This is a genomic window from Stenotrophomonas sp. PI_27 (genome assembly GCF_027854495.1).
GTDB lineage: Bacteria > Pseudomonadota > Gammaproteobacteria > Xanthomonadales > Xanthomonadaceae > Stenotrophomonas > Stenotrophomonas pavanii.
The window spans coordinates 1-13,593 of the sequence record NZ_JAJNOF010000021.1 but is presented as its reverse complement, the minus strand read 5'-3'; the positions used below and the strand labels follow the sequence as shown (position 1 = coordinate 13,593).

The following is a 13,593-nucleotide window of genomic DNA, read 5'->3' as shown; positions in this document are numbered from 1 at the left end:
CACGCTTCGGCACCGTCGTGGATGCCGGCCAGCGGCCGGCACTACCACACCCGCCAGAATCAACCTGCCATGGCCAAGCCCTGGTAGGTGTCGACCTTGGTCGACACGCTCCGGCACCGTCGTGGATGCCGGCCAGCGGCCGGCACTACCACCACCGCCGGGCATCGCGAACCCGGCGGACCTCAGCAAGCTCAATACACCGGCAGATCGATGTAGCTGGCCTGCGCCGCGCTGTGCCAGACCCGCTGCGTGGCCTTCTGGTAATCGCCTGGCTTGGCCAGGTAGATGTTGGGCACGTAGGTCTGCGGATTGCGGTCATACAGCGGGAACAGGCTGGACTGCACCTGCACCATCACCCGATGCCCCTTCTGGAAGGTGTGGTTGGCGTTGGGCAGATCGAAGCGGTACGGCAGCACCTGGTTCGCCGCCAGCGGCTTGGGTTCGCTGAAGCTCTCGCGGTAGCGGCCACGGAAGATCGCCAGCGACACGGGCAGCTCGTAGCCCCCCATCTCCGGCGTCGACGCTTCCTGGTCCGGATACACGTCGATCAGCTTCACCACCCAGTCGCTGTCGGTGCCACTGGTCGAGGCCTGCAGGTGAACCACCGGTGCGCCGCCGATGCGCAGCGGCGCCGTCAGCGGTTCGGTGATGAAGGTCAACACGTCCGGGCGACCATCGACAAAGCGCTGGTCCTTGACCAGCCAGGTGGTCCACATGTCGCGGTCGCCGAAGCGGATCGGACGCGGCACGAACGGCACCGGCTTGGCCGGGTCGGACACGTACTCCTCGAAGTCGCCCTCGCCCGCCGCTGGCGCCTGGAACGCCAGCTTGCCGCCGGCACGCAGATAGAGCGGCTTGCTGCTGGCGGCACAGCCCTTGTCGCAGCTGCGCGGCCACCCTTTCAGGCGGTCCCAGTGGTTTTCGCCGGTGTTGTAGATCAGCACCGGCGGCGTGTCGGCCTTCGGTGCACCGTCCACCAGGTACTGGTCGAAGAACGGCTTGAGCACATCGCGACGGAACTGCAGCGCGGTATCGCCATCGAACTTCAGCGCGCCCAGTTCGCTGCCGCTGTAGTTCACCTGGCTGTGGCGCCACGGGCCCATCACCAAGTAATTGCGGTTGTTGCCGCTGTCGCGCCCTTCCATCGCCTGGTAGGCGTGGTTGGCGCCCCACATGTCCTCCTGGTCCCACAGGCCCTGCAGCCACAGGGTCGGTACCTTCAGCGGCGTCTTCGCCATCACCGCGTCCAGCGCCTGGCCCTGCCAGAAGCCGTCATAGGCCGGATGCTCAACCAGCTTCTTCCACCAGGTCAGCTGGTCCACGCCGGTGAAACGCGCGTAGTCGCCGGCCGAACCGAGGCGCAGGAAAGTGCTGTAGTCGTCGTAGCCCAGGCTGGGCAGCGGCGTGCCCTTGCCGCGCTTCTCGGTCTGCATTGCGAAATAGTTGAAATTGACCTGCCGGAACGCACCGTAGTTGAGCCAGTCGTCACCCATCCAGCCATCGACCATCGGGCTCTGCGGTGCGGCCACCTTCAGTGCCGGGTGCGGGTCGGTCAGCGCCATCACCACGGTGAAGCCCTCGTACGACGAGCCGAGCATGCCGACCTTGCCATTGCTCTCCGGCACGTTCTTGACCAGCCAGTCGATGGTGTCCCAGGCGTCGGTGGCGTGGTCCACCTTGGTGTTGTTCAACGGCCCGCGCAGCGGCCGGGTCATCACGTAATCGCCTTCGGAGCCGTACTTGCCGCGGATGTCCTGGAACACGCGGATGTAACCGCCGTCGACGAACACCTCGTCGCCCTGCGGCAGCAGGTCGCGCATGCGCGGCGAATCGCTGCGGCTGGCGCGGCCGGCGGCATCGTAGGGGGTGCGGGTCAGCAGGATCGGCGCATTGTGGGCGCCCTTGGGCACCACGATCACCGTATACAGCCTGGTGCCATCACGCATCGGCACCATCACCACGCGCTTGTCGTAGTCACGACCGACATCGGGGGCAACGAAGGGCTTTCCGCTGATGTCCGGGGTCATCGGCGGGGTATCGGCGGCCAGCACAGTGCTGGACAGGCAAAGGGCAATGGCTACAGCGACGGCACGCACACGCATGGACAACCCCTCCCGGCAGGAAAGCTCCAAGCCTACTCCTGCCCTGCGCCGTGAAGTGTGTGCAGGCTTTGCATTCTGCGGTGGATGCAGGCAGGACTGATGGCACATGTGCCTGCGGTGCCGCTGCGCTCGCCGGCGAACGGTAGTGCCGACCGCTGGCCGGCGACCGCGCAACGCGCAACGCGCCCCAGGAGCATGAAGTTGCCGGCCAGCGGCCGGCACTACCCGGTCAGGCCACCACCACCTCGTGCAGCGCCAGCCAGCGCCAGCGACCCTCTTCCTGCCTCAGCACCGCCAGCGATTCGCGCCACGCGGGCTGGCCGTCATCGATCGAATGCCCTTCGCGATAGCGCAGCACCGCCAGCGGCAACGGCGCATCCACCGCCTGCACGGCGTCGATGGAAATCCGCAGCCCGGGGCGCGCGCCGTGACCACTGGCGAACAACGCCTGCACGGCCTGCCGATCCAATCGGCGCCCGGCGATGCCGGCCATGCTGAAGTCCGCGCAGAAATGCGCCATCAGATCACCCAGCGCGTCGGTGCCGACGTCGGCACGGAACCAGGCCTGCAGCTTGTCATGCAGGTGGTGGATTTCATGTTCTGCGGTGGTATGCATCAGGTGTTCTCCGGTTGCAAAAAGGTGATCCTCTGAGACCTGCGCAGCAATGCCATCGGCAGCAGGGTCAGCAGGGCGGCCAGCCCCAGCGCCACGCGGGTGGCGTTGGCCGGCAGCCATTGCATGGCCAGTGCCAGCAGCAGCGCGATGGCCGCAGTACCGAGGCAGAAACTGAGCTGGCGGTTGAGATTCCAGAGAGCGCTGGCATCACCCAGCGCCTCGCCCTCCACGCCCTGGAAGGCCAGCGTCTGCGCGGTACTGCTGCACAGGCTGCCGCCAGCGCCCATCAGCGCGAACAACAGCGCGGCCGATGCTAAGGCGGGCGGCGGCAGCAGCGCCATCAACAGCAGCCCACTGGCCTGCAGCAGCATGCCCACGCGCAGTACCGTGGCCGGGCCGAGGCGGGCCAGCAGCCGTTTGCTGGCCGTGATCGCCACGGCCGAGGCCAGCGCCCACGGCAGCATCAGCGCGCCGATGCGTGCGGCGCTGTAACCGGCCTGGTGCAGCTGCAGGGTACTGACCAGCTGGCTGCCGATGAACACACCGGGCACGGCCAGATACACCAGCATCGCCAGGCGCAGCCCGCGATGGGACAGCAGTGACCAGCGCAGCAGCGGTTGTGCCTGCCGGCGTGCATGCTGCAGGTGGGCCGCCGCCAGCAGCAGTGCGACCAGCAGCAACACGGCACCTGCGCTGCGATGTCCGCACTCCCCCAGCCAGGTCAGCGCCAGCAGCAGCGCGCCCAGCGCCAGCATCGCGGTGGACAGCGCATAGGCCTGCAGGCGCGGTGCACTGCGCGTGCCGTCGGCCGGCATCCACGCCAGCACCAGCCCGATCGCCACCACCGCCAACGGCAGGCTGGCCCAGAGCACGCCGCGCCAGGACAGCCACTGCACCAGCAACCCGCCCAGCGCGGGCGCCAATGCCGGCACCAGCAGCGCCACCAGCAGGATGCGCCGGGTCAGCGCGCCACGCTGGTCGGGCGTGCAGTGCCGGTACGCTGCCGCCTGCGCCACGGGAATCAGCAGGCCACCGGCCAATCCCTGCAGCAGGCGCCAGCCGAGCAGCCAGCCGATCCCTGGCGCTGCGCCAGCCAGCGCAGCGGCAACCGCGAACAACAGCAGCGCCACCAGCAGCAAGCGACGCTCGCCGCAGCGCGCAGCCAGCCAGGGCGCCAGCGGAATCACCACGCTCAGGCCCAGCATATAGGCGGTGCCCACCCAGGCCAGGGTGCTGACCTCGGCGTGCAGTTCCGCTGCCAATGCCGGATAGGCCACCGTGGCGATGAACATGTTGACCAGATCCAGGGCGAACACCAGCAGGAAGATCGCCTCGTGGCGCAGGCGGGGGGACGGCATCGGCGGCGCTCCAGCGGGGAAGCGAGCAGCATGCCGTGTGGGTCTTGTTGGAAAAACACGACGGCAGCTGCAACACTGTCAAAACCATTTTGACAGTGAGCCGCAATGGTCAGCCTCGACCGCTTCGATATCTTCCGCGCTGTGGTCGAGGCCGGCAGCCTGACCGCTGCGGCCGATCGCCTCGGCCTCAGCCGCGCGGTGGTCAGCTTCAACCTGAAGCGGCTGGAACAGGAGTTGGGCGTGACCCTGCTGCTGCGCAGTACCCGCCACCTGGCCCTGACCGAGGCCGGCGAGCAGTTCCTGCAGCACTGCGTGCAGGCGCTGGATGCCGCGCAAGCAGCGATCGATGCCGCACGCCGCGACCAGCACCAGCTGCAGGGTGTGCTGCGCCTGACCACCACGCCGGAGTACGCGCAGCTGCGCCTGATTCCCGCGTTGGAGGCGTTCCGTGCGCGGCACCCGGCCCTGCAGCTGCACCTTTCAACTTCTCCAGCGCCAGCGGACCTGATTCCCGAGCGTTTCGACCTGGCGATCCGTCTTGGCCGCCTGCCGGATTCAGGGCTGCACGCCAGCGAACTGGAGCGCCATCCACTGTGTGCGGTGGCGGCTCCGTCCCTGCTGGCACGCCTGCCCTCGGCCGATGCGGCCGATGACCCCGTGCAGCTGGGTACCCTGCCCCGCCTGGGCTACCCACGCCTGGCCGACGTGCCGGTGGTTGCCCCCGATGGCAGCGACGCGCTGTTCGCCACTCATCCGGACAATGCCGTGGTGCGCGTGGATGGCGCCAGCAGCCTGCGCGCCTTCGCCGTGGCCGGCGCCGGGGTCACCGTGCTGCCACGTTGGCTGATCGAGGACGACCTGGCCCAGGACCGCCTGCGCCCGGTGCTGCGCCAGCACCGCTTCCCGCAGCAGAGCGTGTATGCGGTCTACCCGCACAGCACGCAGCCCTCGCCGAAGGTGCGGCAGCTGATCGATTTCCTGCGCAGGTGGTTCGCCATATGAAAAGGGGACGGAGGGGATTAAGTCGTTTATGCATAAACGACTTAATCCCCTCCGTCCCCTTTTTCAGGCACGGCCCTGTGCGGGCCGTGCCTTCATGCATCAGCGCAGCACCTGCTCCACCAGCTGCACGTCCACCGTCTGCAGCGGTTCGGCGGCGTTGCGCGACAGCTGCACCTGGTAGGTGCCGCCATCGATCTTCCACTGGCGCGCCTGTGCATCGTAGTGGGCCAGCGTCTTCGGCTCGGCTTCGATGCGGATGCGGCGCTGTTCGCCCGGCTGCAGGTTCACCTTGTCGTAGCCGATCAGGCGGATCGGCGTGGTGCTGCCGGCCGGCAGCTTCAGGTACAGCTGTGCCACGTCGGCACCGGCGCGCTTGCCGGTGTTGCGGATGTCGACGCTGGCGACCAGGCGCGAACCTTCAACGCTCACCTTCAGGTTGTCATAGGCGAACGAGGTGTAGGACAGGCCATGGCCAAAGGCGAAGGTCGGGGTCAGGCCCTTGGCCGCCATCCACTTGTAGCCGACGTTGGCACCTTCGATATCGAAATCGAACACATCACCGAACGGCTTGGCCGGCTTGAAGCCCAGGCCATCGATATGCGGGCGCGGCAGCTGCGACTCGTCCGTCACCCAGGTCACCGGCAGGCGACCCGACGGATTGACCTGGCCGGTCAGCAACGCGGCGATGCCTTCGCCACCGCGGATGCCCGGGTACCAGGCCTGCAGCATCGCCGGCACCTGCGCCAGCCACGGCGTGCGCACCGGGCCGTTGGTTTCCAGCACCAGCACTGTCTTTGGGTTGGCCTTGGCCACCGCCGAGATCAGTGCGTCCTGGTTGTCCGGCAGCTGCATGTCCGGCAGGTCCACCGATTCGGCCGCCCACTGGGTCGCGAACACGATGGCCACGTCGGCCTGCGCGGCGGCCTTGGCCGCAGCCGCGGCATCGGTCCCGTCCACATATTCAATGGTCGCGTCCGGGCGCGCCGCACGCAGCGATTCCAGCGGCGAGGACGGATGGAAGATCACCGGGCCCGGCCAGGTGGTCGGCATCACGCCCGGCACCGCGTTGGTGCCCTTGGCGGTCACGCCCACCATCGACGAACCACCACCACCGATCACGCCCTTGTCGGCATGGCCGCCGATGATGACGATGCGCTTCACGCTGTCGGCCAGCGGCAACAGGTTGCCCTCATTGCGCAGCAGCACGCTGCCCTCTTCCACCGTGCGCTGCGCAACGGCGAAGCCGGCCTCGGCATCCACCTTCTGGTGCTGCGGCGGGTTGTCGAAGTTGCCATGCAGGAACATCGTGCGCAGGATGCGCGCCACCATGTCGTTCAGGCGCGCCTGCGGCACCACGCCGCCATGCACGGCCAGGCGCAGCGGCTCATCGAAGAACACCGCCGCGTCGAACACTTCACCGGCCGACTGCTGGTCCAGGCCGACCAGCGCTGCCTTCGAGCCACTGTGCACGCCGCCCCAGTCGGACATCACGAAACCGGGGAACTTCCATTCCTGCTTCAGCACCTGGTTCATCAGGTAGCCATTCTCGCAGCCGTAGGTGCCGTTGATCTTGTTGTACGAGCACATCGCCACGCCCGGGCGGCCGGCGTCCAGCGCGATCTCGAAGGCCAGCAGGTCCGACTCGTGCATGGCCTGTTCGCCGATGCGCACGTCGTGGAAGTTGCGCCGGGTCTCCATGTCGTTCAGCGCGAAGTGCTTCATCGAGGAGATCACGTGCTGGCTCTGCACGCCCTGGATCAGCGCGCCGACCATCGAACCGGCCAGCAGCGGATCCTCACCGGCATATTCGAAGTTGCGGCCGTTGCGCGGGTCGCGCTGCAGGTTGACGCTGCCTGACAGCAGGATGTTGAAACGCTGCTGCCACGCCTCGCGGCCCATGGTCGCGCCACCGGCGAAGGCAACTTCGCGGTTCCAGCTCGATGCGGTGGACGGGCCCGATGGCATTGCCGTGGCGAAGTCGCCCGGGCGGATGCCCCCCGGATTGGTCACGCCGACACCGGCATCGGCCGACTGCTGCGACGGAATGCCCAACCGCGGGACGCCCGGCACGAAGCCGGCCGAACCGACCGCACCTTCCGGCAGCGGGCCACCGTCCTTGCCCAGCCCGAAGTAGCTGTGCAGCATCTGGAACTTCTCATCCTCGGTCATCGCCTTCAGCAGCAGCGCAGCGCGCGCATCGGCGTTGAGGGTGGTGTCCATCCATGGCTTTTCACCGTGCTTGTCGGCGGCATAGGCCAGGGTCAGCAGGGTGGCGCGCAGGGTGCTGCCTGCCACCTTGAACGGTGCGCTGCTGGCGGCCTGGAAACCGTCGCTGAAATAGCTGGCATCGGCCTCCAGCGCGACACGCGCCGGATCGAAACCTGCGGCCTTGGCCGATTCACCGGCCACCGCGCCGAGCAGCACCGCCGGGGCGCCCAGCCGCGAACGCGTGACCAGCGCCGGCAGCTGCGCCGCACCTGCGCCAGCATCGGTGTAGACCGCCACGGTGTGGCGGCCATCGTCCAGGCGCAGGTAGTTCAGGCCCGGCTGGTCGGGGCCGGACTCGGCGGCGATCGGCAGCCGGGTCAGCACGGCCTGGCCGCGCTGGGTCTGGCCATCGTCCTTGCCGGCGGCGATGAAGCGGTATTCATAGCCCAGGCCATCGGCCAGCACCTGCAGCGGATCGACCTGGCCGATGCCGCGCTGTACCTGGCGCACGCTCACCGCGTCCACCTGCAGGGTCTTCAACTGCGCGGCCAGGGCCGCCATCGCCGTCGCATCCGGTGCCTGTTCCAGGGTCAGTACGGTAAACGCCGCAGGGTCGGCCCAGGCCGGGGCGGCCAGTGCGGCAGACAGGGCGAGGGACAGTGCGAGCGGCTTTGTAAACGTTTTCATCGGCAGGCGTAATTCCGTTGCCAAGGCAATCGGTCCAGGGAAAGTGCCGCCGAAGGGTGCAGCGTTCATGCCGCGCAGGGGTTGCCAGGCAACGCCCCACAGGCCGGAGGACGGGCCGGTCTGCGCGCGGGACCCTCCTCCCGGCGTGACAACCTGCCTGCCCGGGCCGCGCAGGGCGACCCAATCCTGTGAAGATTGTGCGAGGGCGTTCACACCTGTCAACAGGACCTAAGTCACAGGGGCAACCTGGCCCGCAGTTATCAGGCCATCACTGGCGGTCATCAGCGGGCCGCGCAGGGCTGCCGATAATGCAGGTCCCTGGCCACGAATCGAGCCCATGAACGTACATCGCGACTTCGACCATCTCTGGCGCGACCGCTGTGACACCTCCAGCCAGCGCGCACCGCGCGTGCTGATCCGGGTGTTCGTGGCTCCGGGCGAGCTGGAACGCAGCGTGGCGTTCTACGAGCAGTTGCAGGGCGTGGTAGCCGATGCGGGCTTCCCGTTCCCGGACGCCGGGCTGCGCCTGGCCATGGTCGGCGCCTTCCTGCTGATCGAAGGCAGCCAGGCGGCGCTGGCCCCGTTCACCTCGACCACGGGGACACTGTTGGTCGATGACGTTCGGCCCTATCACGACAAGCTGGTCGCCGCCGGCGCCGAGATCATCTTCCCGTTGCAGGTGGTCCCGACCGGGGCGGCGTTCAACGCCGTGCATCCCGATGGCACCGTGGTCGAATACGTGCATCACCGGCCGGACCCGCAGGGGCGCTGAGGGGGCGAACGGCCAGGCTGCGCCCGGCCCCCGCGGTAGTGCCGGCCGCTGGCCGGCAACCTCAGAAGCAACAGCCCAAGCAAAAGCGGGCTTCCTGTGCGATGGCGGGGTGGGTCCGGTTGCGGGGGACGCCGTGAATCCGTCCCTGGAGGCTCGGTCGCGCCATCCATGGCGCTCACGCCCCCGCAACCGGACCCACCCCGCCTTCGACAATTCGTCGCGATCTGCATTAGATCCACGCCATGCGTGGATGCTCTTCGATCAATCGTCGAATTACTCGATTTCGATGGAGATTCGTCCACGCATGGCGTGGATCTACAATCCCTCCATGTCCTCCCCCGCCCTGCCCTGGAATGGCACGTTGCTGCTGGATGCGCACGCTGCCGTGCTTCATGGCCATGCCGGTGACAGCGCCTCGCATGCGCACTACGCCCATCAACTGCTGTTGAGCGACAGTACGCCCTGGCAGATCGAAGTCGATGGCGTACGGCAGCAGGGCCAAAGGCTGTGGCTGCCCTCCTTCCAGACGCACGCGATCCTGTCGGCGCCGGAAGCAGGCTGCACGGTGTTCCTCGAACCCGCGCATGCCGATCCCGCACAGATCCAGCAGCACCTGCACGTACTGCCGGGCAACGTGCTGGAACTGCACGACTGGCTGCCACGACTGAGCCGCCCGCAACCGCTGGACCGCCGCGTGCAGGCGGCATTGACCCGTATCGCCCAGCACCTGCCTGGCCCGGTGCCGGCCGCCGATATCGCCGAGGCGGCGCACCTGTCGACCAGCCAGCTGCACCGGCGTTTCCAGTCCGAGCTGGCGGTGACCCTGCGCGGCTGGGTGCTGTGGCAACGGCTGCGCAACGCGCTCATGCATCATCTGCGCGGGCACAGCCTGACCGACAGTGCGCATGCCGCTGGATTCGCCGATCTGGCCCATCTGTCACGCAGCCTGCGCCGCATGTTCGGCATCGGTGCCGCGCAGCTGCAGGGCCTGCAGCTGCACGCGGCCTGACATGTCCGATCATTCGCGCCTGCGCAGGCCTTCCGGTAGCTCCGGCACCTCGCCATGCGGCAGTTCGCGGAACGGCGCCAGCAGCTGGCCCGGATAATCGCGCGGATAGTCTGGTTGGCTGCCGATGCCAAGGTCGCGTTGCTGCAGCCGATAGCCCGGCGCATCGAAGGCGGTCCCCAGCAGGTGATCCCAGACGGTCAGGAACAGGCCGAAGTTGACGTCGCCGGCGGTGCCGTAACGCATGTGGTGGAAGCGGTGCAGCGGCGCCCACGCCATCACCCGGCCCAGCACGCCGGGACGCATGTCCACGTTGGAGTGCTGCAGCAGCAGCTGGATGGCGATGGCGAAGGCCAGCACCGCGGCCACCGGCATCGGCATGCCCACCAGCAGCAGCGGCAGTACGCCGCCCACTGCTTCGGCCGCCTGATGCAACGGATGTTTCATCAGGCCGTTGAAACCGTACATGCGGGTGACACTGTGATGTACCGCATGCAGCCGCCACAACCCGCCGATGCGATGGCTGGCGTAGTGCACCAGGGTGATGCCGAGATCGGCGCAGACGATGGCCAGCAGCACCTGCAGCGCGAATGGCCACTGCAGCGGCCAGGCCTGCCACGGAATGATTGCCGCCAGCAGCGTCACCGCCGCGATCGACAGCAGGTTCAGGCTTTCGTTGACCAGTGCATGCAGGGTGTCACGCAGGCTGTCGCCGTGGTCGTGGTTGAACGCGGGGTCGTACGGCCAGGCACGCTCGGCGGCGAACGAGATCGCGATGGCGGCCGCCAGCAAGGCCAGCAGCCAGAGCGGGTCACCGTGGCAATGGCCGACCCAGACGACGGCAGTGGCAACGAAGCCCAGCAGGAACAGCGGGGCATACAGTCGGAGCATCCAGTGCTTCATGGGCAACCCGGGAAGTGAGGGGCCTGCATGCTGGCGCCGCGTACGGGGTGCTGGCTTGAACAAACGGCGCAACCCGCGCGCACCGGGTAGACGCCGACCTTGGTCGGCGCCGCGTTTCCCACATCCACGCACGGCGTGGATCTACTACCCGGCGCGTGATGTGGATCTACAATGGCGCCCTCATCGCGCCCGGGGCCGGCATGGATTCCTTCAACCTGATGCGTGCCTTCCGCCGCATCGTCGAACGCGGCGGGCTGGCCCGCGCTGCCGAAGACCTGGGCATGTCGCCCGCCGGCCTGAGCAAGCAGCTGCGCACGCTGGAAGCGCATCTGGGCGTGGTACTGCTGCAGCGGACCACGCGGCGCATGGGCCTGACTGAGACCGGCCACGCCTATTACCGCGAATGCTGCCGCCTGCTCGACGAACTGGAGGCGCTGGAACGCGGTATCGCCGAACAGCGTGGCGACGTGGCCGGGCGCCTGCGCGTGAACGCGCCGCAGTCGTTCGCGCTGAGCACGCTGTCGCCGCTGCTGCCACGCTTCCTGCAGCAGCATCCGCAGCTGTCGTTGGATCTGGTGATGGAAGATCGCCTGCTTGATGCAGTCGGTGAGGGTTTCGATGTATCGCTGCGGCTGCGTGCCGAGCTGGATGATTCACGCCTGGTGGCGCGCCGGCTGGCGTCGCTGCAGCAGGTGCTGTGCGCGGCCCCGTCCTACCTGCGGCAGCATCCGGCACCGCGGGCGGTGGACGATCTGCAGGCGCACAGCGTGCTGGCCTACAGCCTGTCCGACTCGCCCGGCAGCTGGCCGCTGCTCGGCCCCGATGGCCAGGTGACGATCACCCTGCCGGCGCGCGTCACCGTCAACAACAGCCTGCTGCTGCGCGACCTGCTGGTGGCCGGCATGGGCATCGGCGCCCTGCCCTCGTTCCTGGCGGCACCGGCGCTGGCCCGTGGCGAACTGCAGCAGGTGCTGCCCGACCACCGCTATCCGCCACGCTTCGTGCATGCGGTCTATCCCACGTCGCGCCACCTGCAGCCCAAGGTGCGTGCATTCATCGATTTCCTGCACGCCGAGCTGCCCGGCTGCGCTGGCCTGGATTCGTAACCGCCAGCGAAAACTGAGCTGCCCGCGGCGTGCTGTTTCGGCCACGCCGCGCTGCCTAATCTGCCGCCTCCCCTCTCACCGATGGCAGGCAGATGTCTTCCGTTCCTTCCCCCGCCACCGCAGCGCCGGTGGTCGATTTCTTCCACGACGTGGTCTGCGGCTGGTGCTTCGTGCTGGCCCCGCGCCTGCAGCAGGTCTCGGCCAAGCTCGGCATCCAGGTGCGCCACCGCAGCTTCGTGCTGCAGGACTCGCGCGCGCAGATGGTCGAAGTGTTCGGCTCGATGGAGCGCGCCAAGGCGATCATCCTGCGCCACTGGACCGACTGCGCCGCGCATGAAGACACCGCGCGCATCGATATCGAAGGCATGCGCGCACAGGACTTCGAGTATCCATCCGGCTGGCTCGGCGCACTGGCCTGCCAGGCCGCCGGCATGCTTGGTGGCAACGACGCCCATGGCGCGATGTTCGATGCCGTGCAGTGGGCGCACCTGCACCAGCACCGCAACATCGGCGATGCCGAAGTCCTGCTGGATATCGCCGAATCGCTGGGCCATCCACGCGGCGCCTTCGCTGACCACATGCGCAGCGACACAGTGCGCCAGCGCGTGCAGGCCGATCGTGCCGAAGCCGCCGCGCTCGGCATCCGTTCCATACCCACTGTGATCGGCGGCAACGGCCTGCGCCTGCAGACCCTGCCGCTGCCGCAACTGCGCCAGGCCCTGGCGCACCTGGTCGCGGCCTGAGCCGCACCCTCCCCCACCCTGCAAGGAGATTTCCCATGACCCCACGTACCCTGGCCACCGCGCTGGCCCTGCTGCTGGCCGGCACCGCCGCTTCCACTACCGTGTCCGCGCACGAACGCGTTCCCTCCGGCCAGCAGGTCGGCACCAGCCCCTGGGGGCCGAAGGACGAGATCGGCCGCCTCAACCTGATCACCGAGGCCTCGCGTGCGGCGATCCTGTCGCGGGTGAGCGGCGGCAAGGCCTATGACCTGGCCACCGAATACTACGTCGGCATGCCCAGCTGGCAGGATGCCGGCGACCCGCACTACCAGTTCTGGATGACCCACACCCCACGCGGCACGGTGATGGATGATCCGATGGGCGTGGGTGAAACCATGAACCTCACCCGCAGCTACACCGGCACCGCGTTCTCGATGTACAGCCATACCGGCACCCACATCGATGCGCTGAACCACTTCGGCATCCATGGAAAGATCTGGAACGGCTTCGAGGCCGACAAGCACCTCGGCGACCGTGGCTGGAATGTCACCGGCATCGAGAAGTTCCCGCCGCTGATCGCGCGTGGCGTGCTGATCGACGTGGCCGCCGCCAAGGGCGTGGACATGCTGCCGGACAGCTACCGCGTCACCCGCCAGGACCTGAAGGATGCGCTGGCACGCCAGAAGGTGAAACTGCAGCAGGGCGACGTGGTGCTGATCCGCACCGGCCGCATGCGCCTGTTCGAACAGCCCAAGGCCTACATGGCCAACCCGCCGGGCATGGGCCTGGACGCGGCGCGCTTCCTGGTGGAGGACAGCGGCGCGATGATCGTCGGTGCCGACAACCTCAGCTTCGAGACCTTCCCCTCGGAGGTGTCCGACGACTACGTGCCGCTGCACACCTACCTGCTGGCCCAGCAGGGCGCGCCGATCATCGAGCTGGTGGCGCTGGACGAACTGGCCCGCGACCAGGTCTATGAGTTCGCCTTCATCGGCGGCCCGCTGAAGATCCGCGGTGGCGATGCCGCGCCGCTGCGTCCGGTCGCGCTGCCGGTCCGCCCGTAACCGGGGCCTGTGGGTGCCGACCTTGGTCGGCACCGCGCTTTACCGCT

General features: G+C 68.0%; 11 protein-coding genes. 6 read left to right on the top strand and 5 right to left on the bottom strand.

The window, feature by feature from the left end:
* Nucleotides 1-191 precede the first annotated feature (191 nt).
* The 3 genes from LRM18_RS19225 to LRM18_RS19215 all read right to left on the bottom strand — a co-directional run bounded on the left by LRM18_RS19225 (nt 192) and on the right by LRM18_RS19215 (nt 4,076).
* The gene (locus LRM18_RS19225) at nt 192-2,102 is read right to left on the bottom strand and encodes a CocE/NonD family hydrolase (RefSeq protein WP_150826812.1); all 1,911 of its coding nucleotides are present in this window, start codon (nt 2,100-2,102) and stop codon (nt 192-194) included.
* Nucleotides 2,103-2,331: 229 nt separating this feature from the next.
* Entirely contained in the window at nt 2,332-2,718 is a 387-nt protein-coding gene (locus tag LRM18_RS19220; RefSeq protein ID WP_053505909.1) for a DUF4440 domain-containing protein, read from the bottom strand.
* Nucleotides 2,718-4,076 carry an MFS transporter gene (locus LRM18_RS19215; protein WP_270955297.1) on the bottom strand — a complete coding sequence of 453 codons (1,359 nt, stop codon included), beginning with the start codon at nt 4,074-4,076 and terminating at the stop codon, nt 2,718-2,720. The genes LRM18_RS19220 and LRM18_RS19215 overlap by 1 nt, the downstream gene beginning before the upstream one ends.
* A 105-nt stretch (nt 4,077-4,181) precedes the next feature.
* On the opposite strand from LRM18_RS19215, the gene LRM18_RS19210 reads away from it, so the two are divergent.
* Complete coding sequence (locus LRM18_RS19210; RefSeq protein WP_270955296.1) at nt 4,182-5,078, top strand: LysR family transcriptional regulator; 897 nt, start codon at nt 4,182-4,184, stop codon at nt 5,076-5,078.
* 99 nt (nt 5,079-5,177) lie between these two features.
* Here LRM18_RS19210 and LRM18_RS19205 read toward each other — a convergent pair whose 3' ends face one another.
* On the bottom strand, nt 5,178-7,973 hold the full coding sequence (locus LRM18_RS19205; protein WP_270955295.1) for a glycoside hydrolase family 3 C-terminal domain-containing protein: 2,796 nt from the start codon (nt 7,971-7,973) through the stop codon (nt 5,178-5,180).
* 337 nt (nt 7,974-8,310) lie between these two features.
* On the opposite strand from LRM18_RS19205, the gene LRM18_RS19200 reads away from it, so the two are divergent.
* Both LRM18_RS19200 and LRM18_RS19195 read left to right on the top strand, forming a co-directional pair.
* A complete protein-coding gene (locus LRM18_RS19200) occupies nt 8,311-8,745 on the top strand; it encodes a glyoxalase/bleomycin resistance/dioxygenase family protein (protein ID WP_049469314.1) in 435 nt (144 codons plus the stop codon).
* Nucleotides 8,746-9,049: 304 nt separating this feature from the next.
* Complete coding sequence (locus LRM18_RS19195; RefSeq protein WP_336297095.1) at nt 9,050-9,754, top strand: AraC family transcriptional regulator; 705 nt, start codon at nt 9,050-9,052, stop codon at nt 9,752-9,754.
* A gap of 9 nt (nt 9,755-9,763) precedes the next feature.
* Here LRM18_RS19195 and LRM18_RS19190 read toward each other — a convergent pair whose 3' ends face one another.
* A complete protein-coding gene (locus tag LRM18_RS19190; RefSeq protein WP_270955293.1) occupies nt 9,764-10,642 on the bottom strand; it encodes a sterol desaturase family protein in 879 nt (292 codons plus the stop codon).
* Between the two features lie 212 nt (nt 10,643-10,854).
* Between LRM18_RS19190 and LRM18_RS19185 the strand changes: the two genes are divergently transcribed.
* The 3 genes from LRM18_RS19185 to LRM18_RS19175 all read left to right on the top strand — a co-directional run bounded on the left by LRM18_RS19185 (nt 10,855) and on the right by LRM18_RS19175 (nt 13,546).
* On the top strand, nt 10,855-11,760 hold the full coding sequence (locus LRM18_RS19185; protein ID WP_270955292.1) for a LysR family transcriptional regulator: 906 nt from the start codon (nt 10,855-10,857) through the stop codon (nt 11,758-11,760).
* A 92-nt stretch (nt 11,761-11,852) separates the two neighbouring features.
* Nucleotides 11,853-12,503, top strand: coding sequence for a DsbA family protein (locus tag LRM18_RS19180; protein WP_270955291.1), 651 nt, complete (start codon nt 11,853-11,855; stop codon nt 12,501-12,503).
* Nucleotides 12,504-12,538: 35 nt separating this feature from the next.
* Nucleotides 12,539-13,546, top strand: a complete 1,008-nt coding sequence (locus LRM18_RS19175) for a cyclase family protein (protein WP_103281760.1) — start codon at nt 12,539-12,541, stop codon at nt 13,544-13,546.
* Nucleotides 13,547-13,593: the final 47 nt, after the last annotated feature.

What these genes read in the sequence shown, in the direction of transcription:
- LRM18_RS19225 (WP_150826812.1), bottom strand. Translation starts at nt 2,102, where the DNA reads ATGCGTGTGCGTGCCGTCGCTGTAGCCATTGCCCTTTGCCTGTCCAGC.
- LRM18_RS19220 (WP_053505909.1), bottom strand. Translation starts at nt 2,718, where the DNA reads ATGCATACCACCGCAGAACATGAAATCCACCACCTGCATGACAAGCTG.
- LRM18_RS19215 (WP_270955297.1), bottom strand. Translation starts at nt 4,076, where the DNA reads ATGCCGTCCCCCCGCCTGCGCCACGAGGCGATCTTCCTGCTGGTGTTC.
- LRM18_RS19210 (WP_270955296.1), top strand. Translation starts at nt 4,182, where the DNA reads ATGGTCAGCCTCGACCGCTTCGATATCTTCCGCGCTGTGGTCGAGGCC.
- LRM18_RS19205 (WP_270955295.1), bottom strand. Translation starts at nt 7,973, where the DNA reads ATGAAAACGTTTACAAAGCCGCTCGCACTGTCCCTCGCCCTGTCTGCC.
- LRM18_RS19200 (WP_049469314.1), top strand. Translation starts at nt 8,311, where the DNA reads ATGAACGTACATCGCGACTTCGACCATCTCTGGCGCGACCGCTGTGAC.
- LRM18_RS19195 (WP_336297095.1), top strand. Translation starts at nt 9,050, where the DNA reads ATGGCGTGGATCTACAATCCCTCCATGTCCTCCCCCGCCCTGCCCTGG.
- LRM18_RS19190 (WP_270955293.1), bottom strand. Translation starts at nt 10,642, where the DNA reads ATGCTCCGACTGTATGCCCCGCTGTTCCTGCTGGGCTTCGTTGCCACT.
- LRM18_RS19185 (WP_270955292.1), top strand. Translation starts at nt 10,855, where the DNA reads ATGGATTCCTTCAACCTGATGCGTGCCTTCCGCCGCATCGTCGAACGC.
- LRM18_RS19180 (WP_270955291.1), top strand. Translation starts at nt 11,853, where the DNA reads ATGTCTTCCGTTCCTTCCCCCGCCACCGCAGCGCCGGTGGTCGATTTC.
- LRM18_RS19175 (WP_103281760.1), top strand. Translation starts at nt 12,539, where the DNA reads ATGACCCCACGTACCCTGGCCACCGCGCTGGCCCTGCTGCTGGCCGGC.